At 62.2% G+C, this 24,898-nt stretch carries 23 protein-coding genes; 4 read left to right on the forward strand and 19 right to left on the reverse strand.

Features of this window, described 5'->3' with window-relative positions:
• Positions 1–90: 90 nt before the first annotated feature.
• A complete protein-coding gene (locus HB676_RS32520; protein WP_346347475.1) occupies positions 91–1,701 on the forward strand; it encodes a DUF882 domain-containing protein in 1,611 nt (536 codons plus the stop codon).
• Positions 1,702–1,866: 165 nt separating this feature from the next.
• Here the strand turns inward: HB676_RS32520 and HB676_RS32525 are convergent, their stop codons facing one another.
• On the reverse strand, positions 1,867–2,139 hold the full coding sequence (locus HB676_RS32525; protein ID WP_213742604.1) for a DUF2312 domain-containing protein: 273 nt from the start codon (positions 2,137–2,139) through the stop codon (positions 1,867–1,869).
• 217 nt (positions 2,140–2,356) lie between these two features.
• On the reverse strand, positions 2,357–2,653 hold the full coding sequence (locus HB676_RS32530; protein ID WP_213742605.1) for a DUF1244 domain-containing protein: 297 nt from the start codon (positions 2,651–2,653) through the stop codon (positions 2,357–2,359).
• A gap of 241 nt (positions 2,654–2,894) precedes the next feature.
• Here HB676_RS32530 and HB676_RS32535 point away from each other — a divergent pair, with 241 nt between their 5' ends.
• Positions 2,895–3,452, forward strand: a complete 558-nt coding sequence (locus HB676_RS32535; RefSeq protein WP_213742606.1) for a DUF1036 domain-containing protein — start codon at positions 2,895–2,897, stop codon at positions 3,450–3,452.
• Positions 3,449–4,885 (forward strand): pyruvate kinase, encoded by a 1,437-nt coding sequence (gene pyk / locus HB676_RS32540; protein WP_213742607.1) that lies wholly within the window; start codon positions 3,449–3,451, stop codon positions 4,883–4,885. Before HB676_RS32535 ends, pyk begins: the two co-directional genes overlap by 4 nt.
• Positions 4,886–4,983: 98 nt before the next feature.
• Here the strand turns inward: pyk and HB676_RS32545 are convergent, their stop codons facing one another.
• Together HB676_RS32545 and HB676_RS32550 are read right to left on the reverse strand one after the other, a co-directional pair.
• A complete protein-coding gene (locus HB676_RS32545) occupies positions 4,984–5,409 on the reverse strand; it encodes an OsmC family protein (RefSeq protein ID WP_213742608.1) in 426 nt (141 codons plus the stop codon).
• A gap of 126 nt (positions 5,410–5,535) precedes the next feature.
• Positions 5,536–6,210: a TetR/AcrR family transcriptional regulator gene (locus HB676_RS32550; protein ID WP_213742609.1), complete on the reverse strand. Its 675-nt coding sequence runs from the start codon at positions 6,208–6,210 to the stop codon at positions 5,536–5,538.
• 306 nt (positions 6,211–6,516) lie between these two features.
• Here HB676_RS32550 and HB676_RS32555 point away from each other — a divergent pair, with 306 nt between their 5' ends.
• The gene (locus HB676_RS32555) at positions 6,517–7,524 is read left to right on the forward strand and encodes a TRAP transporter substrate-binding protein (protein WP_213742610.1); all 1,008 of its coding nucleotides are present in this window, start codon (positions 6,517–6,519) and stop codon (positions 7,522–7,524) included.
• A 58-nt stretch (positions 7,525–7,582) separates the two neighbouring features.
• Here the strand turns inward: HB676_RS32555 and HB676_RS32560 are convergent, their stop codons facing one another.
• From HB676_RS32560 to HB676_RS32630, 15 genes are all read right to left on the reverse strand, one after another.
• Entirely contained in the window at positions 7,583–9,061 is a 1,479-nt protein-coding gene (locus HB676_RS32560; RefSeq protein WP_213742611.1) for an NCS1 family nucleobase:cation symporter-1, read from the reverse strand.
• A gap of 259 nt (positions 9,062–9,320) precedes the next feature.
• Positions 9,321–11,243: an ATP-dependent zinc metalloprotease FtsH gene (gene ftsH / locus HB676_RS32565; protein WP_213742612.1), complete on the reverse strand. Its 1,923-nt coding sequence runs from the start codon at positions 11,241–11,243 to the stop codon at positions 9,321–9,323.
• Between the two features lie 262 nt (positions 11,244–11,505).
• Positions 11,506–12,597 (reverse strand): tRNA lysidine(34) synthetase TilS, encoded by a 1,092-nt coding sequence (gene tilS / locus HB676_RS32570; protein WP_213742613.1) that lies wholly within the window; start codon positions 12,595–12,597, stop codon positions 11,506–11,508.
• A gap of 97 nt (positions 12,598–12,694) precedes the next feature.
• Positions 12,695–13,756: a tol-pal system protein YbgF gene (gene ybgF, locus HB676_RS32575; RefSeq protein ID WP_213742614.1), complete on the reverse strand. Its 1,062-nt coding sequence runs from the start codon at positions 13,754–13,756 to the stop codon at positions 12,695–12,697.
• A 202-nt stretch (positions 13,757–13,958) separates the two neighbouring features.
• Entirely contained in the window at positions 13,959–14,450 is a 492-nt protein-coding gene (pal, locus tag HB676_RS32580; RefSeq protein WP_213742615.1) for a peptidoglycan-associated lipoprotein Pal, read from the reverse strand.
• Between the two features lie 313 nt (positions 14,451–14,763).
• Positions 14,764–15,513: a hypothetical protein gene (locus HB676_RS32585; RefSeq protein WP_218625921.1), complete on the reverse strand. Its 750-nt coding sequence runs from the start codon at positions 15,511–15,513 to the stop codon at positions 14,764–14,766.
• A 190-nt stretch (positions 15,514–15,703) separates the two neighbouring features.
• Positions 15,704–18,034 carry an EAL domain-containing protein gene (locus HB676_RS32590; protein ID WP_213742625.1) on the reverse strand — a complete coding sequence of 777 codons (2,331 nt, stop codon included), beginning with the start codon at positions 18,032–18,034 and terminating at the stop codon, positions 15,704–15,706.
• A gap of 193 nt (positions 18,035–18,227) precedes the next feature.
• On the reverse strand, positions 18,228–19,565 hold the full coding sequence (gene tolB / locus HB676_RS32595) for a Tol-Pal system beta propeller repeat protein TolB (protein WP_213742616.1): 1,338 nt from the start codon (positions 19,563–19,565) through the stop codon (positions 18,228–18,230).
• Between the two features lie 84 nt (positions 19,566–19,649).
• A complete protein-coding gene (locus HB676_RS32600) occupies positions 19,650–20,582 on the reverse strand; it encodes a protein TolA (RefSeq protein WP_213742626.1) in 933 nt (310 codons plus the stop codon).
• Positions 20,583–20,592: 10 nt separating this feature from the next.
• Entirely contained in the window at positions 20,593–21,042 is a 450-nt protein-coding gene (gene tolR, locus HB676_RS32605) for a protein TolR (RefSeq protein ID WP_213742617.1), read from the reverse strand.
• Positions 21,043–21,139: 97 nt separating this feature from the next.
• A complete protein-coding gene (gene tolQ / locus HB676_RS32610) occupies positions 21,140–21,853 on the reverse strand; it encodes a protein TolQ (RefSeq protein WP_213742618.1) in 714 nt (237 codons plus the stop codon).
• 406 nt (positions 21,854–22,259) lie between these two features.
• Complete coding sequence (locus HB676_RS32615) at positions 22,260–22,733, reverse strand: DUF2852 domain-containing protein (protein WP_213742619.1); 474 nt, start codon at positions 22,731–22,733, stop codon at positions 22,260–22,262.
• A 105-nt stretch (positions 22,734–22,838) separates the two neighbouring features.
• Positions 22,839–23,591 carry a TetR/AcrR family transcriptional regulator gene (locus HB676_RS32620; protein WP_213742620.1) on the reverse strand — a complete coding sequence of 251 codons (753 nt, stop codon included), beginning with the start codon at positions 23,589–23,591 and terminating at the stop codon, positions 22,839–22,841.
• A 57-nt stretch (positions 23,592–23,648) separates the two neighbouring features.
• Positions 23,649–24,065, reverse strand: a complete 417-nt coding sequence (locus HB676_RS32625) for a YciI family protein (protein WP_213742621.1) — start codon at positions 24,063–24,065, stop codon at positions 23,649–23,651.
• A gap of 120 nt (positions 24,066–24,185) precedes the next feature.
• Positions 24,186–24,602 carry a YciI family protein gene (locus HB676_RS32630; RefSeq protein ID WP_213742622.1) on the reverse strand — a complete coding sequence of 139 codons (417 nt, stop codon included), beginning with the start codon at positions 24,600–24,602 and terminating at the stop codon, positions 24,186–24,188.
• Between the last annotated feature and the right edge of the window lie 296 nt (positions 24,603–24,898).

A 24,898-nucleotide genomic window follows, 5' to 3' on the forward strand; every position in this document is an offset into this window, starting at 1 on the left:
CCCTCCCGCGTTAAGACTGCATTCACCCTCTTTCGCCACACGGGGTAGCGAAAGAGTTCCTCGATCGGTCGACCTTGGGTGGGCTCATACGTGCTGGCTGGTTTCGCACGCCAATTCAATTCGCTGTCGATGCAAAAGGCCGGATATCGATTCGGTCTGACATCCCTGTTGCTGCTGGCCGGCGCGGGATCCGTCCATGACGCGACCGCTCTGAACGAGACCCGCACCCTTTCATTCCACCACACCCATTCCGATGAAGACCTCACCGTCACCTTCAAGCGCGACGGGCGCTACGATGAAGAAGCGCTGAAGCAGCTCAATCACTATCTCCGCGACTGGCGCAGCCAGGACCAGACCACGATGGATCGTCATTTGTTCGACATCCTCTGGGAAGTCTACCGCGACGTCGACGGCAAGAAGCCGATCCAGATCATCTCCTCCTATCGCTCCCCCGCCACCAACGCGATGCTCCGCCGCCGCTCCTCGGGGGTGGCGCGTTTCAGCCAGCATATGCTGGGCCACGCGATGGACTTCTTCATTCCGGACGTGCCGCTTGAGCAGATCCGCTTCGCCGGCCTTCGGCTGCAGCGCGGCGGCGTCGGCTTCTATCCGACCTCGGGATCGCCGTTCGTTCATCTCGATACCGGCAGCATTCGTCACTGGCCGCGCATGACCCACGACCAACTGGCGCGGGTATTCCCCGATGGCCGCACCGTGCATGTGCCCTCCGATGGCAACCCGCTCAAGGGATATGAACTCGCCCGCGCCGACATCGAGAAACGCGGCGACGGCAGCGAGGAATCCCTGTCAAAGTCCAAGCCGGGCCTGTTCGCCTCGCTGTTCAAGCGCAAGTCGAACGACGAAGAGGATGAAGGCGCCAGCGCGCCCGCCGTGAGCGAGAAGCCGGCCCCTGCTGCGGCTCCGGTTAAATCCGCCGACAAGTCCGCCGAGCCCAAATCTTCCGAGTCCAAATCTTCCGAGCCAGTGCCGATGCCGCGCGCCAAGCCCGGTTCGACGCTTCAATTGGCTTCGGCCGACATGCAGATCGTCCAGGCCGGCAAATCCAGACCGGCGGCGCCTGCCGAAGCGAAACCGGAAAATCCGGCTGATATCATCAATGCCCGCGGCTTCTGGGACGATGCGGCGGCGACGCCGAAACAGGCCACCCCGGCGCAGATCGCCGCCATCAACGCGCGTCAGGCGCTCGCTTCCGCCGATCCGCAATCGACCGCCAGCCTCCAGGCGCTGGCCTACGCCCCGGCCGCTTCTTCACCGGTCGATCGCGCGAACGTCGTCGCAGCCAGTGCGCCCATTCCGCGCAGTGCCCGGGCGGTTCGCAGCGCAATAGCCGCCGCCACAATCGATCAAGTCGTTGCCAAGGGCCAGCAAGGCCAGAACCTGCCAGGCCAAGCCAGCGTGATTTCGACATCGGCGCGGATCTCTGCGGCTAATAATACCAACGACGTCTGGATGCGGGTCATGATGCTGGCGCCGAGTGCCAGCACGTCAATGTCGGCGACGGTACTCGGCGATGCCGATATGAGCCTGATGAGCGCGCATTTCCAAAAACCCGCGACCACGATCGCGATGGGCTTCTCGGACGATCCGCAGATGGGGCTGACCTGCGATCACTTCACCGGATCGGCCACCGCACCGCTGACGACACAGTCGTTCGTGCTGCGGACCGCGTCGCTGCGGTAAGGCGCTTTTTCAATACGCAACTGTTTCAACATTTTCGGTGTCGTCCCGGCGCAGGCCGGGACCCATACGCCGTGCCCTGTCGTTCGAGCACGGCGTCAAAGACCTTTAGCTATTATTTAGGCCGCGGCGTATGGGTCCCTGCTTGCGCAGGGACGACGGAGGCCTTCACAGCATCCCCAGCGCCTGCATATAGGTCTCCAGGATAGTTTCCTGCTCGGCGCGTTCATTCGCATCCTGCTTGCGCAGGCGAATGATGGTGCGCAGCGCCTTGACGTCATAGCCGTTGCCCTTGGCTTCGGCATAGACGTCGCGGATGTCGTCGGAGATGGTCTTCTTCTCTTCTTCAAGCCGCTCGATGCGCTCGATGATGGCCTTGAGCTGGTCCTTGGCGAATTTTGTCGCGGGCTCTTCCGTGACGGCGGCGGCAGCGGTAGCCATCGGGTACTCCTGAATCAACTGACGGTTGGGGATAGAATCAAATAACGCCGTACGCTTACCACGCACCGCATTTCAAAATGACCCTCAAGAGTGCGACGCCTTGCGTCAAGGCGGCATCGCGATCATCCACAGCGCGCCCACAGGAGAAAGGGTTTCTCGCGGCGAGGAATCAGCGGCGGGGCGCAGGTCGGATGATCGTAGGCCGTCTCGGTCCGGCTTAATGCCCGGTCTGGGCCTTCTTCATCGCAGCCAACTGTTCGGGACTGGCGGTGCCCTGATAGGTCGACTTCCAAGTCTCGTAGGGCATGCCATAGACGGCCTCGCGGCTCTCGTCCTTGGTCATCGCCGTGCCCTTGGCGTCGGCCTCTTCCTTGAGCCAGTTGGACAGGCAGTTGCGGCAGAAGCCGGCGAGATTCATCAGATCGATATTCTGGACATCGCTGCGGGTGCGCAGATGTTCGACCAGACGCCGAAAAACCGCTGCTTCCAGTTCCGTTCTGGTAGTGTCATCCATGAATTCGATCCCGCTATTTTGCTCAACAATACCCATCTTAGATGGGTAACTGTCACGATTTTTTCCATATCGCGGTGCAAACAGCGGCTGACGGGCGAGATTTGGGCAGCTCTTGGCCCGAAAACGCCGCTTCGGCCGTTGACAGTCCGGTTCCCCCACGCGAAATCGTCAATAAGTTGATATAGCTTCACCGGAAATGATCCCAGAAGACCTTCATCACCCCAAGCGATTCGCAGCGCGCATGACCGCCGGTTTGACGCCGGCGCTGGCATTCGCTGTGGTGTGCCTGTGGAACAGTTCGGCGGCCGCGGACTTTCGTCTTTGCAACAACACATCGAGCAGGGTGGGCATTGCGCTTGGCTACAAGGATGCCGAGGGCTGGACCACCGAGGGCTGGTGGAACGTTTCCTCGCGGAGTTGCGAAACCCTGCTGCGCGGCACGCTGGTCGCACGGTTCTATTATATCTATGCCCTCGATTACGACCGTGGTGGCGAATGGTCGGGACAGGCCTTCATGTGTTCGCGCGATAAGGAATTCACCATCAAGGGCACCGAGAATTGCCTGGCGCGCGGTTTCGACCGCACCGGCTTTTTCGAGGTCGATACCGGCGAGCAGCGCGCCTGGACCGTGCAGCTCACCGAATCGAACGAACAGCCCGCACAGCGGGTGCCGGGCGTGCCCGGCACCGTCGGTCCCGGCGGCACGCTTCCAGGTATCTCGAATTCGCCGGGCGGAACGCCGCCGTCATCCGGTCTGCCGCCACCCCCACCCGCGGCGGCGCCGGGAAGCAAGCCATGAGGCGTCTGCGCCGTATCAAGATTCTGGCCACGCTCGGCCCGGCCTCTTCCGACAGCGCGATGATCCGCCGCCTGTTCGAGGCAGGCGCCGACGTCTTCCGCATCAATATGAGCCATACGCCGCACGACAAGATGCGCGAACTGGTCAAGACCATTCGCAATGTCGAATCCAGCTATGGCCGGCCGATCGGCATCCTGGTCGATCTGCAGGGGCCGAAGCTGCGGCTGGGATCGTTCGCCGAAGGCGCGGTCCAGCTCAACAATGGCGAAAGCTTCGTGCTCGATTCCGATAAGGCGCCGGGCGACAAGACCCGCGTGCAGCTTCCGCATCCGGAAATCCTGGCAGCGCTAAGGCCGGGCCACGCGCTGTTGCTCGACGACGGCAAGGTGCGCCTGATCGTGGAGGAGGCGTCTCCCGATCGCGCCGTCACCCGGGTCGTGATCGGCGGCAAGATGTCGGATCGCAAGGGCGTCAGCCTGCCCGATACCGATCTGCCGGTGTCGGCAATGACGCCAAAGGACCGTGCCGACCTTGAAGCTGCGCTGGTGACCGGGGTCGACTGGATCGCTTTATCGTTCGTGCAGCGCGCCGAGGATGTGATCGAGGCGAAGAAACTGATTCGTGGACGCGCCGCTGTGATGTCCAAGATCGAAAAGCCGCAAGCGATCGACCGGCTCCCAGAAATCCTGGAGGCGTCAGACGCCTTGATGGTGGCGCGCGGCGATCTCGGCGTCGAATTGCCACTGGAGCGGGTGCCGAGCCTGCAGAAGCAGATGACGCGGCTGGCGCGGCGCGCCGGCAAGCCGGTGGTGGTCGCGACCCAGATGCTGGAATCGATGATCCAGTCGCCGGTGCCGACCCGCGCCGAAGTCTCCGACGTCGCCACCGCGGTCTATGAAGGCGCCGACGCGATCATGCTGTCGGCCGAATCTGCCGCTGGCAAATTTCCGGTCGAGGCGGTCTCGACCATGAATCGCATCGGCGAGGAAGTGGAGCGCGACCCGACCTATCGCGGCGTGCTCAATGCGCAGCGCGCCGAGCCGGAACCAACCGTCGGCGACGCCATTGCCGACGCCGCACGGCAGATCGCCGAAACGCTGGATCTGTCCGCGATCATCTGCTGGACCAGTTCGGGATCGACGGCGCTGCGGGTTGCGCGCGAGCGGCCGAAACCGCCTGTGGTGGCGATCACGCCGAACCTCGCCACCGGCCGCAAACTGTCCGCCGTGTGGGGCGTACATTGCGTCGTCGCGGAAGACGCGCAGGATCTGGACGACATGGTCAACCGCGCCGGCAGCATCGCTTTTCGCGACGGCTTTGCCAGAGCGGGCCAGCGCATCATCATCGTCGCCGGCGTGCCGCTTGGCGCGCCCGGCACCACCAACATGCTGCGTATCGCCTCGGTCGGCCCGAACGGCGACGCGGATATGTAAGCGCTGCACCGTCATTCCGGGGCGCATCGAAGACGCGAACCCGGAATCTCAAGATTCCGGGCTCGATGCTTCGCATCGCCCCGGAATGACGGCAACCGCTAAAGTAACGTCGCTTCCAGCGTGATCTTCGTATTCAGCAGCTTCGACACCGGACAACCTGCCTTGGCCATCCCGGCCAGTTCCTCGAACTTTGCCTTGTCGGCGCCGGGAATTTTCGCCGTCAGGTGAAGATGCACGGAGGTGATGGCAAAACCGTCGCCCTGCTTTTCCAGCGTGACGTCGGCCTTGGTCTCCATATGCTCGGCGGTGAGCTTGGCTTCGCCCAAGATCAGCGACAGCGCCATCGTGAAACAGGCGGAATGCGCGGCGCCGATTAGTTCTTCCGGATTCGAGCCCGGCTTACCCTCAAAGCGGCTGGCGAAGCCGTAGGGGTAATCGTTCAAGGCGCCGCTCTTGGTCGAGATCGCGCCTTTGCCGTCCTTGATACCGCCCTGCCATTTGGCGGATCCGAATGTCGTCGTCATGGGAATGCTCCTTCATCGTCGATTGGAAGTCCAATCTGGCGGAAGGATGCGTCAAAGGCATGTCCTTTGGACAAGTACCTGGGAAATGCCCTGTCCTGACGCGCTTGTGAAATCCTTGCGCCTTTGTTACGCGCCGACCAGCGCTTTGGCCGGCAGCACCGCCTGCACCACCAGGCCGCGGGCGCGGGCGTCCATCACACCGACCGCGCGCAGCGCGAGCAGTGTCACGGTTTGAACCGCGTCGCGCAGCCGCCCGGCATCATCCATATTGTCCGGCGCCAAGGGCCCGACCAGCGCTTCATGCAGCGCACCGAGCAGCGCAGTGGCCGCCAACGCCGTGTCCTGCGCGGGCAGATGACCGGCCCGGACCGCGGCATCGATGCGGGTAGCGATCTCGCCGGCAATTTCGCGGCGGCTCGCCAGCCGCGAGGTGGTGACATCGACATCGACCGGCTCCGCCAGGATGCCCCAGGCGAGCTTGCGCTGCGACAACACATGCACCGCGACCGTGGTGACGGCGGCGGCTAAAGCCGATGACGGCCCGGGAGCGGCATCCGCCGCGCGGCGAATCGCAGCCAATTCATCGCGCGAGACGTCGGCGATCAGTTCGGAAATCAGGTCCGCCTTGGAGGGGAAATAGCGGTAGACCGTGCCGGCGGCGACATTGGCGCGGATCGCGACCGGCGCGATTTGCACCGCGGCCATCCCGCCATCCGCCGCGGCGTCCCGCGCCGCCGCCAGGATCGCGCTGCGGCGGGCCGCAAGCCGCTTCACAACTTGATGGGTTCGCCGATAGACCATGGCGCGTTCTCGTCCCCTGCGCCTGCCCGGCCAAGCGGCCCGGTTCGACGCTTATTCAGTTTTTGGACGATTTGACATAAATCGCCTCGAAGAACTGAACAATAATTCAGACGGCCTGACAAGCTGCAAATATGGGGATGAGAGTTGCCGCCTACCGCGGTCTGCGCGTTTGTGCCGATCACCCAACGTTGTCACGCAGAATCAACCGCCACGTGGAATTTTCGTGGCGAAATGACGCGAGATCGACGACAGTCCCGCCGATAAAAGCATGCCGCCCGGGTGGGTGGACGGATGGAGACGATGACGATGAATTTGACACGACGGTCGGTATTATCTGGCGCCGCGGTGATGGGATCGACCCTGATCATCAGGCCTTTGCAGGCCGCCGAATACAAGTTTTCGCAATATCACAATCAGGCCGACACCGGTCCGCTGCACAAGAATCTCACCGCGATGTGGGCGGCCATCCGCGCCGAGACCAATGGCCGGGTCGAGGCCACGGTCTACGCCGAAAATAACAAACTGCCGGGCGGCGATCCCGAAGCGCTGAAAATGCTGATCGCGGGAGAAATCCAGTTCTTCACCTTGATGGGCGGCATCATCGGCACCGTGGTCCCGGTGGCCGAGTCACAGCAATTGCCATTCGCCTTCAGTTCGCCCGATGTGGCCCACAAGGCGGTCGATGGCCCGCTCGGAAAATATATCGGCGAGGAAATGGCGGCCAAGGGCATGCATCTGTTCCCGGTCGCCGGCTTCGACAATGGCATGCGGCAGGTCGCCATGATCTCGCGCGCGATCACCAGGCCGGAGGATTTCGCCGGCCAGAAAATGCGCGTTCCGCCGGGCCAGATGATGATCGACACCTTCAGCGCGTTCGGCGCCCAGACGGTGACGACGTCGGCCAACAAGATTTACGACGCGCTGAAAGTCGGCACCGTCGACGGGCAGGAAAATCCGCTGGGAATCCTGGAAGGATTCAAGCTCTATGAACTGGTGAAGTATGTCAGCATGACCAATCACATGTGGTCCGGCTTCAACGCGATGGCGCATCGCGGCACCTGGCAGGCGCTGCCCACCGACGTCAAGGAAGTGATCGAGCGCAACGTCAGCAAATATGTCCGCCAGCAACGTCTGGACCAGGCCAAACTCAACGCCGATCTGCGCGACGATTTCGTGCGGCGCGGCCTCGTATTCAACGACGTCGACCAAGCCGCCTTCCGCGCCAAGCTTCCGGCCGTCTATGCGACCTGGAAGGAAAAGCTCGGCACCAAGTGCTGGAATCTGGTCGAGGCAGAAGTCGGCAAGCTGGGATAATGCGTTATCATTCCGGGGCGGGTCGTAGACGCAGCCCCGGAATGATGAACTCGTATTATCACGCCGTGACGCGCGAGCGCGCCATGGCCGGTGCTTCGCGACCGCGCATCAGCGCCAAATAAAGCAACGCGCCCAGTGCCGAGCCGATCAGCCATCCCCAATCGCCGACGTTCGGAATGACGGAATAAGCGCCGAGCAGCGAAAGGCCGATCGACACAAAGCCCGAAAGCGCGAGCGAGATCAGCGCCATCCGGTTCCAGCCGCTCTTGAAATAGAGCGAACCGTTTGGCGACATCGAATAGAGGTCTTCAAGCACAATCTGTTGCCGCTTCACCAGGTAGTAATCGGCCACCATGATGCCGAACATCGGACCGAGCGCGGCACCGAAGATGCTGACAAAGATCGTGATCGCCTGCGGGCTCGAGACGAAGATCCACGGGCAGACCATCACCGAGAGGATCGAGGTGATCAGGCCGCCGCGGCGAAAGTCGATCTTGCCCGGATACATATTGGAAATATCGTAGGCCGGCGACACGAAATTGGCGACGATGTTGATGCCCATGGTCGCGACGATGAAGGTGATGGAGCCGAGCGCGACCACCCAGGGATTGCCGATACGCTCGACGATCGCGACCGGGTCCATGATCGCCTCGCCGAACACTTTGACGGTTCCGGCCGTGACGATCACGGTGATGATCGCAAACACGATGAAATTGACCGGCAGTCCGAGAAAATTACCGACCTTCATCGATCTCTCGTCGCGCGCAAAGCGGGAGAAATCGCCAAAATTCAGCAACAACGCCGCGAAATAGGCGACGATCAACATCGCCGCATTCGCCATGTGACCGATCGACGAGCCTTCGGCCCGCGGGCTGAGTTGCAGCGACAGGCTCGAGGTGCCGGTCTGCATCAGGATCCAGATCGCCAGCGCAAACATCACGAGGTAGACGACGGGCCCGCAGAAATCGATGAATTTGCGGATCGTCTCCATGCCGTTGAGGAAAATCAGAAGCTGAAAAACCCACATGAACAGGAAGGATATCCAACCAAGCGCGGACAGGCCGGCGAAACTCGAATGCGTCAGCGCTTCGGCGCCGGGATAGAACGCCAGGATCAACGCCTGAACCGCTTTCGACGCGAAGTAAGTCTGCACGCCGTACCACACGATCCCGACGATGCCGCGCAGGCCGGCCGCGACGTTGGCGCCCATCACGCCGAACGACATCCGCGCCACCACCGGAAACGGCGTACCGTATTTCAGGGAGGGACGTCCGATCAGGTTCATCAGAAAGTAGACGATGGTGATACCGACGACCATCGCGAGCAGCACCTCCCATCCGTTTAGCCCGAGAAAAAACAGGCTGGCCGCGAATGTATAGCCGCCGACCGAATGGACGTCCGACATCCACATCGCGAAGATGCTGAACACGCCCCAGGTCCGGCCTTCCGGGGCCACCGGCGCGAGATCGTGGTTGTAGAGCCGCGGATCCGAACCCGGAATGGCGAGTGCCGGCGGGGAGACATTCGAACCTGACATCGGCGGCTCCTGTATGAAATAACGGGAACGGGCTGAGGTAATTAAGCAAGTCCCGCGCCAGATGACGATGGCCATTCACGCGCCGGAGCACGTCGAGCACGCTTTCAACGGGGATAATGATGGTCGGATCGGCGGGCAATTCGCCCACGATGTCGCGACAGGCCGCGGATGCGTCGTCCATAAAATGCAAAAGCCCGGCTGGATGCCGGGCTTTTGGGTAACTGCTTTGCCGGAATTGCCGGCCATTTCAGTCGCGAGATCAGGCCTGCGGTTGCGGCTCCAGCCCGGCATCCGGATCGGGACGCGGGCGCGGCTTGCCGGCCGGCGGCACCGCGGATGTGCGCGGCGTCGAGGGCTCCAGCACTGACTCGCGGTTCGGCCGCTTGCCCTTGAGCAGGTCGACGATCTCATCGCCGCTCAGGGTTTCGAATTCCAGCAGGCCCTTGGCAAGTGCTTCGAGATCGGCGCGCTTCTCGGTGAGAATCCGCGTCGCTTCATTGTAGCCTTCTTCCACGAACCGGCGGATCTCGGTGTCGATCTTCTGGACCGTCGCTTCGGAAGCGTTCTGGGTGCGCGACACCGACATCCCCAGGAAAACCTCGTCCTGGTTTTCGCCGTAGGACACCGTGCCGAGCGCTTCGGACAGGCCCCAGCGCGTCACCATCATGCGTGCCAGGCGTGTCGCCTGCTCGATATCGGACGAAGCGCCGGAGGTGACTTTTTCACGGCCGAAAATCAGCTCTTCGGCGACGCGTCCGCCCATCATGATGGCCAGCCGCGATGTCATCTGCTCGAGCGACATCGACAATTTGTCGCGCTCGGGCAGCTGCATCACCATGCCCAGCGCACGGCCGCGCGGAATGATGGTCGCCTTGTGGATTGGATCGGTCGCGATCACGTTGAGGCCGACGATGGCGTGGCCGCCTTCGTGATAGGCGGTCAGCATCTTCTCTTCTTCGGTCATGACCAGCGACTTGCGTTCGGCGCCCATCATCACCTTGTCCTTGGCCTCTTCGAACTCCGACTGCGTCACCATGCGCTTGTTGCGCCGTGCCGCGGTCAACGCCGCCTCGTTGACAAGGTTCATCAGGTCGGCACCGGAGAAACCGGGCGTACCGCGGGCGATGGTCTTGAGGTTGATATCCGGCGCCAGCGGCACCTTGCGGACGTGAACTTTCAGGATCTGTTCGCGGCCGACGACATCCGGATTCGGCACCACCACCTGGCGGTCGAAACGGCCGGGACGCAGCAGCGCCGGATCGAGCACGTCGGGACGGTTGGTCGCCGCGATCAGGATCACGCCTTCATTGGCTTCGAAGCCGTCCATCTCGACCAGCAACTGGTTCAGGGTCTGCTCGCGCTCGTCATTGCCGCCGCCAAGACCGGCACCGCGATGACGGCCGACCGCATCGATCTCGTCGATGAAGATGATGCAGGGCGCATTCTTCTTGGCCTGTTCGAACATGTCCCTGACGCGGGAGGCGCCGACGCCGACGAACATTTCGACGAAGTCAGAACCCGAAATGGTGAAGAACGGCACGTTGGCTTCACCGGCGACCGCGCGCGCGATCAGCGTCTTGCCGGTACCGGGAGGGCCGACCAGCAGCACGCCGCGCGGAATCCGTCCGCCGAGCCGTTGATATTTTCCGGGATCGCGCAGGAATTCGACGATCTCCTGCAGATCCTGCTTGGCTTCGTCGACGCCGGCGACGTCCTCGAAGGTGACGCGGCCGTGCGCCTCGGTCAGCATCTTGGCGCGCGATTTGCCAAAGCCCATCGCCTTGCCGGCGCCGCCCTGCATCTGCCGCGACAGGAAAATCCACACCCCGATCAGCGCGATGAACGGCAACCACGAGACCAGCAGCGACACGAACCACGGCACATTGTCGCCGGGCGGTTTCGCGGTGATCGAGACCTTGCCGTTATACAGCCGCGAGACCAGCGTCGGATCGTTCGGCGCGTAGGTCTGGAAGCTCGACCCATTGGTGAAGGTGCCGTGAATCTCCGGCCCCTGGATCACGACGTCGCGGACGTGATTGGCATCGACTTCCGTCAATAGCTGCGAAAACGAGATGTCCTGCGAGGAGGCGCGCTGCCCAGGATTCTGGAAAAGCGTGAACAATGCCAACAACAGCAGGACAATAATTACCCAGAGGGCGAAGTTGCGCAGATTGGCGTTCATCGATCTTCCTTCGTGGTCGCGCGGATCGCGGCCTTTGTCCTTGGGTCGCATCCCTGGGTAGGCAGCAAAATCCCTTAGCGACTCTTTGGCGACTGCATCACAATCTAGGTGTCGCCCCGCTCGATGCCAAGGGAACCAGACCGGACTATTTAGCCTATCTTAGCGCGATTCCCGCTTAAATAATGGCGCTGGAACGGGCGATTTCCGGGGTGGTTAAGCCCTCCAGATGGATTACGGCTCATTTGAATGGACCACATCTACCTTAATCCGCCCGCCGGCGGCGCGGCGGGGCCGGCGCGATACGGATCCGGCCATCGGTCAGGCTGACCAGCGCCCCTGCCAAAGTCTGTTTGAAGCCCTGTTTCAGCGTTGCTTTTGGCTTTGAGCGGCCCGTGACTGTGCTTGCGGCGACGGCCTGGTCCAAAACCGACAACAGGGCTTCGACCTTGCCGAGTTCAGCCGGCCCCTCATGACCGATCTGATCGATCGCGCGCAGCAGCAGCCGCAGCCGGATTTCCTCCGGCATCGCCGCAAAATTTCGGGCGTCAAAGATTCTGGCGCCGCCTGCCTGAGGCGATGCGCCGCGCCCCCCCGGCGCGCTGTCTCGAAGCGCGAGATAGCGCTCGGCGCCATCGGCGAGGACTTCCACCGCGGCGTTGGCCCGGGCCAGCCGTGACGCCAGCCGCGCCAGATTGCGCGCGTCGCCCCCTTCGGCAGCGAGAAACGGCATCACGGCGCGAATGCGGGGCCGGGTAAAATGGGTGTCACGGTTGGTCGGATCGTCGGCGAAATCGAGCTTTGCCTGTTTGAGTGTCGCGACGAGCTGCGATTTCGAAACATTGAGAAACGGACGCGCCAGCCAGACGCCCTCGCGCGGGGTGACGCGCGCCATCGCCGCGAGCCCCGCAATGCCGCTACCGCGGACCAGGCGCATCAGCAGCGTTTCGGCCTGATCGTCGCGGGTATGCGCGGTGAGAACATGCGTGGCGCCACTTGCGCGCGCGGCATTCGCCAGCAACCGATAGCGCGCGCTGCGCGCGGCCGCGGGCAATCCGGTTTCCGGCTTGGGGCCGGTCCAGCGCAGCGTGCGATGGGGCAGATCGAGCGTGCGCGCCAGCCGCTTGACGTCGCGCGCTTCGCGCGCGGCCTCGGCACGCAAGCCATGATCGACGGTGACGGCGATCAGGCGCGGACCGCGCGAAAGCGAGCGGCGCCAGCGCGCGGCCAACCACATCAGCGCGATTGAATCGGGCCCGCCGGACACCGCCAGAACGATCGCAGGAGCGTCCTTCCAGTCCGCGAACAGACGTTTCGCATGCTGCGCCGAAATCGGGGTTTTGTCGTCGTCAGGCATGATCCCGTCGCCACGTCGCGCACCCAAAGAGGTATCTAGCGCGAAGATGCGCTTTTAGGCTAGCGCAGGCTCTGGCGGATATGTCGCAGATCTTGCGCTAGCACTTGACCCGTTTTTGCTCGCGATCGACAGCCGCTTTGACGCCAGCCGAAGCACGGGGATATTTCCGCGCCACCTCGCCGAACGCCGCGCAGGCGGCCTCGCGCTCTTTCAGCGCCGCCAAGGATTGTCCGAGCCGCAGCAGCGCATCCGGCGCCTTTGCCGATTTGTCGAATTTGGTGGTCACGCCAAGGAAGGCTTCCGCGGCGTCACGATAGAGCTGGCGCTGGAAGAAACTCTCGCCCAGCCAGTATTGCGATTCCGAGATCAGGGGATCGCTCGGGTATTTCTGCGCGAAATTGCGCATGGTCTCTTCGGCCAGCGCGTAATCCCGGCGCTGGATGTAGCCGATGCCAAGATCGAACTCGTCCTTTGACGTGGCCGACGGCGGCAAAGTGGTCAGCGCACCGGTCGCGTTGGTGTTGCGCGGCGGCGGTGGCGGCAAGGCGCCGGAAGGATTGGGGCCGCCGGTGTTCGCAAGGTCGAGCGGTTCGCCCGCGCCGCGCCCGCCGGGCGCGCCGACCGGGGCTTCCTGAATCGGGAGTTGACCGCCGCCCAGCGCGCGCGGCGCGCCGGGAGCATTCGGATTCTGGTTGGGATCGAAGGCGTCGCCACGGCGGCGGCCGCCCGGCTGCGGCGCGGCCGCAGGTTCCTGAACGATCGGCGCCGGCGCGGCAATCTGCGGATCGTAGCCGCCGCCTTGAGACTGGACTTGCGGCTGCCGATAGGCCGGGTTCGGCTGCGCCGGAGGCAGCGCGGCGACATTGGGCTGCGCGATATTGGGCTGGACGGCTTGGGGCGGTCCGCCGGGAGCACCCTGCGCGCTGCCCTGAAGCAATCTCAGCCGGTCCTCGAGCTGCCGGTTGCGATATTGCAGCTCTTCATTCTGGCCGGTGAGTTGCCGCAACTGATTCTCGAGCTGCTGAATCCGGGTTTCAGGATCGACATCGTCGGATTGGCCCATCACTTGAGCCATGACTTGCGACATCGCCGGCGAACACAGCATCAGCAGCGCGGTGATGGCCGCGGCGCGCGTAATTTCATGAAATCTGGATGACATTCTGGCCTGACCGACGAACTCGGCGTGAGATCGAACCCTGATCACATTGAAAGATTGAGTACGCCAAAAATGTGACTGAGACAAAGCACTATCTGAAGCAAACTATCTGAAGCAAATCACCTGAAGCGAACCTGAACGGAATCGCCCAAAACAAAACCGGCGCCCTCAGGCGCCGGCAAAATTTGATGCAGCCGAATGCGATTTAGGAACTGGCGTTCAACACCGTCACGGCGCGACGGTTCTGCGACCAGCACGAGATATCGTTACAAACCGCGACCGGGCGTTCCTTGCCGTAGGAGATCGTCCGCATCCGCGACGCGTCGATCCCGCGCGAGGCCAGGAAGGTACGCACCGACTGGGCGCGCCGCGCACCGAGCGCAATGTTGTATTCACGGGTGCCGCGCTCGTCCGCATGGCCTTCGATGGTGAAGCTGTAGCGGTTGTAGCTCTGCAGCCACTGCGCCTGCTTCTCAAGGGTCGCGATCGCCTGCGGCGACAATTCGGTCTGGTCGCTCTCGAAGAACACGCGATCACCGACATTGACCACGAAGTCCTGCTGGCTGCCCGGCGTAGCTGCGCTCGCCATCGCGCCATCCGTCAGCGGATTCTTGTTCGCGCACGCTCCCATCGAGAGCGCCAGCGCGAGCACCGCGGCCAGCTTCAGGCCCTGGACGATACGCTTCTGATGTTTCATTCCGGAGCCTCCACGCTCACGTTTTCCGACTATCATCCGGTCTACAGGCCGATGGTTAAGCGAACGTTCCGTCAACCTTGATGAGGTGTTGCCGAACCCGATCAAATGCCAGCAAGGGGCCAAAAGCCACCGCGATGGTTAATGGGTTGTAAATGTGGCGTGAGGGTGAAGGCAAGCGGAAGTGCGCGCGAAATCGCCCGTTTCCCGGGCCTTCTGCCGGCTTACAGGCGAAGCCCGGCCGGCGAAAGCGCCAAACAGGCCCCCGCCCAGCCTCGATGAACTACCCTATTCTCGTTCAGCCGGGGCTGACCGATCAGGACTGCGGGGCGATCGTGGCGCGCGCGAAAGGGAACCCCGGCAGGTCCAGCACCGGCAGATTGTCACCACTGCGGTCGAACAGCATGCGCCGCTCGGCAGGACTTGAGCGCATCAGCGGGAAGCGCTCGAACACTTTGTCCCGGATGCTCAGATAGTCGGCCGCCATCAGGCACAATGGTTTGGTCAGCGTCGGATAGGGACGCGGCTCGCACAGGGGTTTTTGCAGGAACAGGCGCTGATAAAATGCACGATGTTCGGCGCGAACGGTCGCAGTGCCAATATCTGCATTGAAGTAGCCGCAGGCGACGTAACCCAGGCGAACGGTCAGATAGGGAAGTTCCGGATATTTGGTTCGGCTCAACGGATCGGCGACGAAACGATTGGGATCGACGATGACCTTGCCCTCGGCGAGTTCGGGAGCGAGCAGATCGCGAAACGCATCAACCGCCGGCGTATCGTCATTGTCGCGCGTCGCCACGCTGATGCGGATGGAACTGGTCAATTCGCCATCGAGATGGATGCCGAACAGCCAGGAGTTTGGCAGGTTGTCGAAACGGTCGGTCAGTCGCTGGTCCGCGCGCGGCTCGATCGCGCCCTCATGCAGATAGGCCCGGTACCGCAAGCGATAGATGGCTTCTTTATCGGCTTCCGTTTCGGCCAGCCGATAATCGACTTCGTCGAGTAGTCCAATTTTACGCTTAAGAGGCCGGTCCGTGGTCTTTTGGGTTTCTTGAATGGGACTCATCGGACTTCCTAAGCAGCAACTCACGCGGGTCATCGGCAACCACAAGGTTAACTCTTTCTTAACGCAAGTCAAAGCCATCGAATGATTAGGGTTAATCGTAGAAGACAAATAATAATTGTTCCCGTCGATGGGACTGAATTATTCCGGAGCAATAATTTCCAGTGAGAGGCTGTCCGCCAGCAGACAAGTTTCACGCAATCGACCGGGAAGGAACTATCGAAAGTTCCTCCTCCGACCGGCGGCCATGAGATGCGTTCAACAACTGGCGAACGCGCAGTGCGGGAACCGGGCGGCTGAACAAATAACCCTGCGCTTCGGTCACCGTGCCATCGACATTGATCAGTTCCAGTTGTTCGTTGGTCTCGATGCCTTCGACCACGACCGACATGCCCAGATCCGCGCTGAGCCGCGCCACGCCACGCAACAGCGTCAGCGGCCGGTCGGTATCGATCCCTTCCAGGAACGAGCGATCGATCTTCACCTTCTGCAGCGGGAAGTTATGCAGATAGCTGAGGCTCGAATAGCCGGTGCCGAAATCGTCCAGCGATATGCGCACGCCGATCTCGCGCAATTGCGACAGCACGTCATGGGTCAGTTGCGTGTTGCGCAACAGCGAGGATTCGGTGATCTCGATTTCGAGGCGGTTGGCCGGCAGGCCGGAAACTTCAAGCGCGTAGCGAACTTCGCTCAGCACATCGCGCTGATGGAATTGCTGCGGCGAGAAATTGACCGCGACGCTGACGCCGTCGGGCCATTTCATGCATTCCATGCAGGCCTTGCGCAGAATCCAGCGGCCGAGATCGACGATCAGTCCCATGTCTTCGGCGACCGGGATGATATCGACCGGCGACACCGTGCCGCGGGCCGGATGATTCCAGCGCAGCAGCGCCTCGCAGGTCGATATCTTGCCCGATTTGAGATTGACGAGCGGCTGATAGAACAGCTCGAACTCCTCGTTGGCGAGCGCCTTGCGCAGGTCGAGTTCCAGAATCCGGCGCGCCTCGACGGTTTGCGCCATCTCGTCGCGGAAGAAGCAGAAGGTGCCGCGGCCGTCCGCCTTGGCGCGATAGAGCGCCATGTCCGCGTTCTTCAACAGCGTGTCGGCGCTGACGCCCGCCGGCGACGTCATGGCGATGCCGACGCTGGCGCCGATTTCGACCAGATGATTGTCGATCTTGTAGCGCTCGCTCAGATGATCGACGATGCGCCTGGCGAGAACGGCCGAATCCTCCGCCGATTTGATGTTCTGCTGGAACACCACGAATTCGTCGCCGCCGAACCGCGCCACGAAATCCTCCGGGCGCAGCATGGCGCGCAGCCGGTCGGCGACAGCGCACAACAGCTGGTCGCCGCAGGGATGGCCCAGCGTATCGTTGACCTGCTTGAATTGATCGAGATCGACAAACAGCAATGCCGACAATTGCGCGGCATCATGCGGAACCGCCAGCAGGCGCTCGATCTCGTCGCGGAAGTTGACCCGGTTGGGAAGCCCCGTCAGTTCGTCATAGCGCGCCAGATGCGTAATTCTGGCTTCCGCGGTGCGCCGTTCGGTAATGTCCTCGAGCAGCACGACGGCGCCGCCGCCGGCCATCGGCTGGAAGGTCCATGACAGCGACCGGCCCCGCGCGACGTCGGGATCGGTGGTGATGATGTCCTTTGCCTGCGAGTTCTCGATTTCCGAGAGGATCACCTTGCCGCTGACGGCCGAAATGGCGCCGGCGCTGACGCAGGCCGCGACGATATCGGCAGCACATGCGCCGCGATGCACGAGATCGTCAGGCAGATCCATCATCTCGCTGAAGCGATGGTTCATGACCGCCAGGTGGCCGTCGGCGGCGAACATGCACAGGCCGTGCGGCATGTTGTTCAGCGCGGTGTCGAATTGTCCCGCGATCGAGACCACGCGTTCGGTCGCCACCAGCGCCTTGACATAGACCTGGTGCAGGCTCAGCGAAATTCGCCGCAGGCCGATGAAAAACAATCCGTTGAGCAGCGCGAAGCCGAGATAGTAGCCGTCGCCATGCAGCAGCAGGCCGAGCGACATCGGTCCGCACGCCAGCAGCACCTGCAACTGCGCGATCCATGGCCGGCCATAGGTTCGCCCGGCGCCCGCCGCCGTGTAGGCGACCGTGACCGACGTACAGAGCATGTGAGCGACCGGGTCGTCGCTGCCGATCAGCACCACGAGACACCACAGGCCGAGCGATCCGGCATACAGCGATCCGCCGACCATGTAGCGCCATTCCCACCGCGAGACTTGCGCCGGTGTCAGCGTGGCCTTGTGCTTTTGATATCTGCCGACCTCGATGGCTCGCAACAGGCCGATCGCAACGATCACCAGCGCAATCGGCCACAGCAATTGATTGCCGGTCTTGACGGCCGTCATCAGCGCAGCCGCGCCGGCGCACACCGCCCCGGCCAGCAAGGGAACGGGATTCTCGAATAGCGAATCGACCAGCGCCGTATAGATCGACGGCGACATTTTCAGGTCGGGATCTTTGGTTTGGCCGGCAAGCTGCATCTGGGGGCGCGCGCGCATCCTGTTCAGGTCCGTTGTACCTGCCGCTGATGAAGCCTTTCTGAGGGAATATCGTTACCGGTAAGTTGTTTTTCGCTCCGCAAAGCGAAAATCTGCCCGCCAGATCAGCACGCTAGGCAAGCTTTGCCGATTAACCGGACACCCCCGGGCTCAGCTCCATCAGACGATGCCAGTCTTATGACAGCAGGGGCGACCATGCCGGGTCGGAGGCGAATCCGGGGGTCGGAACCCGCAGCTCGTTGCGCCCGGAAATATCCACCGTGAACAAGGAAGGCCCGCCATTGCCACCGGGGTCACGGAAGAACATCAGGACCCGCCCGTTCGGGGCGAAGGTCGGCCCTTCATTGTGGTAACCGGAGGTCAGAAGCCGCTCGCCCGACCCATCGGGCTTCATGATGCCGATGGAAAACTGCCCGCCACCCTGCTTGGTGAAGGCAATGTAGTCGCCGCGCGGCGACCAGACCGGCGTCGAATAGCTGCCGTCGCCGAAAGATATCCGCTGCGCCGGTCCGCCGTCCGCCGGCATCACATAGATTTGCGGCTTGCCGCCGCGATCGGATTCGAAACACAACCGGGCGCCATCGGGCGCATAGGACGGCGAGGTATCGATCGCCGGGGTATCGGTCAGGCGCGTGGTCGATTTCGAGCGCAGGTCCATCACGAACAGGTTTGAATTGCCGCCCTGCTGCAGGCTCATGATCACGCGCTGGCCGTCCGGCGAGAACCGCGGCGAGAACGACATGCCGGGAAAATTGCCGACAATCTCGCGCTGCCCGGTCTCGATGTTGAGCAGGTAGACCCGTGGGTCGCCCTGGCCGAACTCCATGTAGGTGATTTCCTGGGTCGAGGGCGAAAACCGCGGCGTCAGCACCAGATCGGTGCCGCGCGTCAGATAACGGACATTGGCGCCGTCCTGATCCATCAGCGCCAGCCGCTTGACGCGCCGCTCCTTGGGCCCGGATTCGTCGACGAACACCACACGGCTGTCGAAATAGCCTTTCTCACCGGTCAGGCGCTCATAGATCTGATCGGAAATGATGTGCGCGATCCGGCGCCAATATTCCGGCTGCGTGAAATATTGCTGGCCGGTCAGTTGCTGGCCGGTGGCGACATCCCAAAGCCGGAATTCGGCCTTCAGGCGGCCGTCGGGCTGACGGGTCATGCGGCCGGTCACCAGCGCCTGCGCATTGATGGTCTTCCAATTGGCGAATTGCGGCGCCGCATCGATGTTGATGACCTTCTCGATATAGGCCGCCTGATCGATCGGGTTGAACAGCCCGCTGCGCTTGAGGTTATTGGTGATGACCTGGGTCACGCCGACAGCGACTTCATTATCCGAGGGCGTGCCCGGGACGAAATTCGGAATCGCGATCGGCAGCGGCTGGAATTCGCCCCCGGGCAGAGGGACAACTTTCGGCCCTTGGGCAAACGCGGTTCGCGTGCCTCCGCTTGTCAGGGCACCAAGCGCGGCCATACCGGAAATAATCTGCCGACGGCTCGGGCGGAAAGTCATCTCACGCAATCCATTCTTGCCATTTTTGGAATTCACTGTCGGGACTCGTTTCACAAGTTTCGTGCGGTCGTTAATCGGCCGCGCTCAGGTTTTTGGCTCGGTAAACAACCCGCCGAAATATTTCCACTCGTCGAACATGGCCGGGGGCAGATGATAGGGCTGGCACTCGATGACCGCACGTAAAGCGCTCTCCTGATAGGCGCGAAGATAGGGCGTCGCAGGTGTCGCTTCCGGGAGCGGCGGCGCTTCCAGCGTACCGTCGCGCTTCAGCCTGATATCGATCACGACCTGCGGCTTCTGACTCTCTATTCCACCATAGGGCACTTTCCAGCAGCGATTGACCTGCTCCAGGAACATGGAAGACCACGTCGCGGAATTGTCGGCGGCCTTACCGTGGGCAAGGCCCAGCGCGGCATTGGAATTCATCGTCTCGCCTGTCGCGGCCTGCCGGGTCGGGTCGCGCTTGTCGAGCAGGGCGGCGATCTTGGTCTGATCGAAAGTCCGCTCCTTGGGCTTTTGCGGTTGCGGCGGCGGTGTCGCCGCCGCCTGGACCGGCGGCTTCGGTGGCGGCTTCTTCTCGTCTTTTTTCAAGGCTTCCGAGATCGGATCGACCTTGGGCGGATCCGGCTTCTTCTCGATCGGCTTCGGCTCTTCCTTTGGCTTCTCGGCAACCGGCTTCGGCGGATCGAGCTTTTTCTCGACCGGCTTTTCCACCGGCTTCGGCTGCGGTGGCGGCGCCGTTTCGGTTACGACCGGCGGCTTCTCGGCGATCTTGCCGACCGCGTCATCGGTCGGCTTGGCCTCGGCGACTTTTTCCACCAGCGGCTTCGGATTTTCCTTCTTGCCGGTTTTCATGCCGGCCGTAACTTTGGCCAGTTGGTCGGCGGAGATAATGTCGACTGGCAGGGATTCTTCCGGGATCACCTCGAACGCCTTGGACGAGAACGACACCAGTCCCCACCCGATCACGACAACGTGCAGGACCACAGACGCGACCAGTGTCTTGTCGACCTTCACGTTCACGTTGTTAGGACCCCTGCTCCACTTCGGTCACCAGTGCCAGCCGTTTGAATCCCGCGCCGGACAATTGGCCCATCACCCGCGCCACGGTTCCGTAATCCGCCTTCTTGTCCGCCCGCATGAATATACGCTCATCCATACCGCCGCGGGCGTCGGTAATCGCCTTTAATTTCGGTACCAGATCGTTCATCGCGACTTCGGTGTCGTTGATGAAAATCCGTCCCTTGACGTCCACAGATAGTTGCAGTGGCGTCTTGTCCTGCTCCAGGCTCTTGGCCTGGGTTTGCGGCAGGTCGAGCGGCACGCCGACCGTCAACAACGGCGCCGAAACCATAAAGATGATCAGCAACACCAGCATCACGTCGACCATCGGGGTGACGTTGATTTCCGCCATTACTGGGCGACGCCGGCCTCGGCGTCCGCCGCCGCCGGACGAGCCTGCCATGTTCATCGCCATGTTCTGGTGCTCACAATCCGCTCATAATATACTGCGTCTCACGCCGTTTGTCCGGGGAGCATGATCTTTTCCGAAAACCGGCTTCCGCTGTTCGGGGTCATGCCCGCTCGTCGATCTGGCGCGACAGGATCGCTGAAAATTCATCGGCGAACCCTTCCAGCCGCTGGGCCTGCCGGTTCACCTCGGAGGTGAACTTGTTATAGAAAATAGTCGCCGGAATGGCGGCGATAAGGCCGATTGCGGTCGCAAACAGCGCTTCGGCGATACCCGGAGCCACCACCGCCAGCGAGGTATTTTTCGAGGCCGCGATCGACTGAAAGCTCGACATGATGCCCCAGACGGTGCCGAACAGGCCGACAAACGGGCCGGCCGAGCCGACCGTCGCCAATACCAGCAGCCGGCGTTCCAGCCGCTCGACCTCCCGGGCGATGGAGACGTTCATGACCTTTTCGATCCGCATCTGAAGCCCGGCAAAGGATCGGGCCTGGCTCTCGAACGAGCGCTTCCATTCGCGCATCGCGGCTACGAAACACGCCGCCATCGATTGCGTCGGCTTGGCCGAGAGCGCGCGATAGAGTTCTTCGATCGATTCACCGGACCAGAACGCCTGCTCGAAACGATCCATCGCGCGCTTGGTGCGCGCATAGAGGAAGATCTTGTCGATCGCAATCGCCCAGACCCATACCGAGCAGGCGAGCAGCCCCAGCATGACCCCTTTCACGATCCAGTGCGCCTGCAGGAACAGGGCAATCAGCGATACGTCAGCGGATGCGAGCGGCAAGGCAGACTGCGTCACGTCGGCCGGATTCATAAGCGGTATCCTCTCAACGCGGGTATCCCCAATCTGCCGGAAGCGAATGGCTGCCGGTTCCACAGCCGCACGACAGGCGCGGCGGTAAGCGCCAGCGCGATAGCCTTGTTGTGTCGCATGGGGGGCCCGTCCGAAGCCGAGGCCTGCATCCCCTGCCAACGTGTCAAAACGAGGGCTATTCGCGCGTCCTTACCCCACTAACCAAACGCTAATCATGGTTAAGGTATAGTTACCAATGGGGATTTTGGCTGCGGCAAATTGGGGGCAGCGGGATCGCGAAACCTCGAAAAATGGGCACCCGGACACCGCTCAAAGCAAAACCGCCCATCTGCTGGCAGATGGGCGGTCATGTCGCCGTCAGGGTCGTGGGGGCACTACGCCTGGGGCGTTAGCCTTGCCTTCAGGTTCAGGGCTGCGGCTGGCCATCCGACGGCGGGGTCGGACGGGGGCGCTGCTGGGCCATGAACTGGTCGAACTCTTCCTTGTCCTTGGCGTGACGCAGGCGATCGAGGAAATCGCGGAATTCGGTCTGCTCTTCCTCAAGGCGCCGCAGCGTTTCCGCGCGGTATTCGTCGAACGCCCGGTTGCCGCTCGAGGGCGGACCGAAGCCGCCGAAACCGAAGCCGTGGCGCTCCATGCGGCCGCGCATCCGCTCCATCTTGTACTGCATGCGCTGCATCTTGTTTTCAAAACGGTCCTGGCTCCAGCAACCCATCGTCGTTCTCCTGAGTGTGAAAAAGAGGAAGGCAAGACCGACCGGCCACCAGAAAAGGAAGCCGAGAATGGTCCCGATGACCATGCCTGGATGAATACGCATATGCGGCCGGTAGGGCTCACTATCGGGACCGCGCCATCGATTGACATCTGCGGTGTAGGCCATTTCCCTCTCCATGACGGCGCCATGCCGTTGTGAATGTAAATAACATTCACATAAGTAAACCTTCCCGTATTTTTGTCAAGCCGGGCGCCCGCGGCGCCCCTCGATTTATTTTGGGGTGCCCCAAGGACCTGATGGAGGACCTGAGGGAGGGATCGGGGGAGGACTGGCCGGCTTTTGCGTCGCCTGATCTTTTTGCGGGTCTTTTGGCGCCGTCTGGCGATCGGTCAAAAAGCCGAGACCGCGCAGATAAATCAGCACCTCGGCCTCCAGCAGTTCTTCGGCCGACATCGGCAGCTTGCGGCGCGCCGCATCACCCCGCGCAAACAGCGACGCCACGCCGTGCGACATCGACCAGATATGCAGCGCCATCATCATCGCCGGCGGACGCGGCGTGCCCGGCGGCGCCAGCGCCGCAAGACGCTCGGCTGCAGCCCTGATAACGGCAAAAGCGCGCTCACTGGCCGCCAGCAAGGCAGGATTAACGTCGACCGGAAGAGCGGATTCGAACATTGCCGAATAGAATGCCGGCTCGCTGCGGGCGAACGCCAGATAGGCCTTGCCGACCCGCTCAAACGCCGTGACGGTGTCGGGACGTCCATCATCCCAGGCCTGGGTCAGCGCCGATTCGAATTGCTCGAAGCCGCGTTGGGCGATGCTCGACAGCAGTTCATCGCGATCACGAAAATGCCGGTACGGTGCGGCGGGACTGACCCCGGCCATCCGCGCGGCATCGGCAAAGGTGAAACCGGCCGCGCCCTTTTCCGCAATCAGCCCGAGGGCTGCCTGAAGCAGCGCCTCTTTCAGATTGCCGTGATGATAGCCGCGCTCGGTGCGGCTCTGTTCCTTGCGCCAACTCATGTGAAAGGCTTTTACATGAGCCGGCCGCAAAGGTCACTAGCGGTGAAAGTAAGCCGGTTAACGCCCCGATTTGTCCTTCAAGCCGTCAAATCCGGCTGCCGCCGCCTGCACGTCCGCCGGAAAATCCGACATTTCGAACACCTGACGAATTTCAATGGTCTCGTTGCTGGAAGCCGGGCAGCGGCGGGCCCAGGCGATCGCCTCGTCCCTGGATTTCACGTCGATCATCCAATAGCCGCCGATCACTTCCTTGGCCTCGATGAAGGGACCGTCGGTCACCAAGGGTTTGCCGCCGGCGAACGAAACCCGCGCCCCCACGGAGGGCGGGAGCAGCCCGTCGAGCGCGATCAGCACGCCGGCTGCTTTCAGTTCCTGATTATATTTCATCATCGCCGAGACCGCCTCGGCGGAAGGCACCGCGTCGGGCGCCGCCGCTTCATAGCCCTTCGGAATCATCAGCATCATAAATCGCATGGAATGGTCCTCATCTGTCGCGCGCCGCCGATGTGCGGGGCATACTGGGGAATCTCGCGCTGCAATTTCGGGATTCCGGGCCTGCGCCTGACGGCGCATCCCGGAATGACGTCGGTTGTTCTACTTGCTGGCGACCTCGGCGCGAAGCCGAGTTTCCTGCTCGCGCAATTCTGATGTCAGCACCTCGCCGAAATCTTCGGTATCGAAAACCTGCCGGAGTTCGACTTCAGCGCCGCCGTCGAACGGCGCGCGCTTCATCCATTCGATCGCCTCGTCGCGCGACTTCACCTGGATCAGCCAGAAACCGGCCACCAGATCGCCGGTCGCGCTGAAGGGACCCGGCGTCACAGTACGTTCCTTGCCGGAATATTTGATGCGCGCGCCCTTTGAACTCGGATGCAGGCCCTCGCCCGCGAGTAAGACGCCGGCCTTCACCATTTCCTCGTTGAACTTGCCCATTGCCGTCAGCAATTCCGTGCTCGGCATCACGCCGGCTTCGCTGTTGCTGTCGGCCTTCACTATCACCATGAATCGCATTGCATGCTCCGTTTGGCGTTCATCTCAGCCGGCGGGCGGTTTTGGCCACCGAATTCCGGCTCCCTGGATATGACGAATGGGATTTTGCGGCCCCGACATTCCCCGTGAAATTATTTGTGAGGTAATGGCGGCCGGCTCGATTATGGACCGGAACACGACAAGTCCGGGCGCACCACACAGAAGGAAACCGCGCGAACTCCTCTTCTCTTCCTTCTCCTCTCCTCCTGCGCGCGAAGCGCGTGGCGGGGAGGGGTCAGGGGTGTCTCCGCACACTCGATGCCAACAGTGAGCGAGTT

Source organism: Bradyrhizobium sp. dw_411 (assembly GCF_018449695.1).
Taxonomy (GTDB): Bacteria; Pseudomonadota; Alphaproteobacteria; order Rhizobiales; family Xanthobacteraceae; genus Bradyrhizobium.

Bases quoted from the DNA above. Each gene is read 5' to 3' on its own strand.
- HB676_RS32525 (WP_213742604.1), bottom strand. From the start codon at position 2,139: ATGGCTACCGCTGCCGCCGCCGTCACGGAAGAGCCCGCGACAAAATTC.
- HB676_RS32530 (WP_213742605.1), bottom strand. From the start codon at position 2,653: ATGGATGACACTACCAGAACGGAACTGGAAGCAGCGGTTTTTCGGCGT.
- HB676_RS32535 (WP_213742606.1), top strand. From the start codon at position 2,895: ATGACCGCCGGTTTGACGCCGGCGCTGGCATTCGCTGTGGTGTGCCTG.
- pyk (WP_213742607.1), top strand. From the start codon at position 3,449: ATGAGGCGTCTGCGCCGTATCAAGATTCTGGCCACGCTCGGCCCGGCC.
- HB676_RS32545 (WP_213742608.1), bottom strand. From the start codon at position 5,409: ATGACGACGACATTCGGATCCGCCAAATGGCAGGGCGGTATCAAGGAC.
- HB676_RS32550 (WP_213742609.1), bottom strand. From the start codon at position 6,210: ATGGTCTATCGGCGAACCCATCAAGTTGTGAAGCGGCTTGCGGCCCGC.
- HB676_RS32555 (WP_213742610.1), top strand. From the start codon at position 6,517: ATGAATTTGACACGACGGTCGGTATTATCTGGCGCCGCGGTGATGGGA.
- HB676_RS32560 (WP_213742611.1), bottom strand. From the start codon at position 9,061: ATGTCAGGTTCGAATGTCTCCCCGCCGGCACTCGCCATTCCGGGTTCG.
- ftsH (WP_213742612.1), bottom strand. From the start codon at position 11,243: ATGAACGCCAATCTGCGCAACTTCGCCCTCTGGGTAATTATTGTCCTG.
- tilS (WP_213742613.1), bottom strand. From the start codon at position 12,597: ATGCCTGACGACGACAAAACCCCGATTTCGGCGCAGCATGCGAAACGT.
- ybgF (WP_213742614.1), bottom strand. From the start codon at position 13,756: ATGTCATCCAGATTTCATGAAATTACGCGCGCCGCGGCCATCACCGCG.
- pal (WP_213742615.1), bottom strand. From the start codon at position 14,450: ATGAAACATCAGAAGCGTATCGTCCAGGGCCTGAAGCTGGCCGCGGTG.
- HB676_RS32585 (WP_218625921.1), bottom strand. From the start codon at position 15,513: ATGAGTCCCATTCAAGAAACCCAAAAGACCACGGACCGGCCTCTTAAG.
- HB676_RS32590 (WP_213742625.1), bottom strand. From the start codon at position 18,034: ATGCAGCTTGCCGGCCAAACCAAAGATCCCGACCTGAAAATGTCGCCG.
- tolB (WP_213742616.1), bottom strand. From the start codon at position 19,565: ATGACTTTCCGCCCGAGCCGTCGGCAGATTATTTCCGGTATGGCCGCG.
- tolR (WP_213742617.1), bottom strand. From the start codon at position 21,042: ATGGCGATGAACATGGCAGGCTCGTCCGGCGGCGGCGGACGCCGAGGC.
- tolQ (WP_213742618.1), bottom strand. From the start codon at position 21,853: ATGAATCCGGCCGACGTGACGCAGTCTGCCTTGCCGCTCGCATCCGCT.
- HB676_RS32615 (WP_213742619.1), bottom strand. From the start codon at position 22,733: ATGGCCTACACCGCAGATGTCAATCGATGGCGCGGTCCCGATAGTGAG.
- HB676_RS32620 (WP_213742620.1), bottom strand. From the start codon at position 23,591: ATGAGTTGGCGCAAGGAACAGAGCCGCACCGAGCGCGGCTATCATCAC.
- HB676_RS32625 (WP_213742621.1), bottom strand. From the start codon at position 24,065: ATGCGATTTATGATGCTGATGATTCCGAAGGGCTATGAAGCGGCGGCG.
- HB676_RS32630 (WP_213742622.1), bottom strand. From the start codon at position 24,602: ATGCGATTCATGGTGATAGTGAAGGCCGACAGCAACAGCGAAGCCGGC.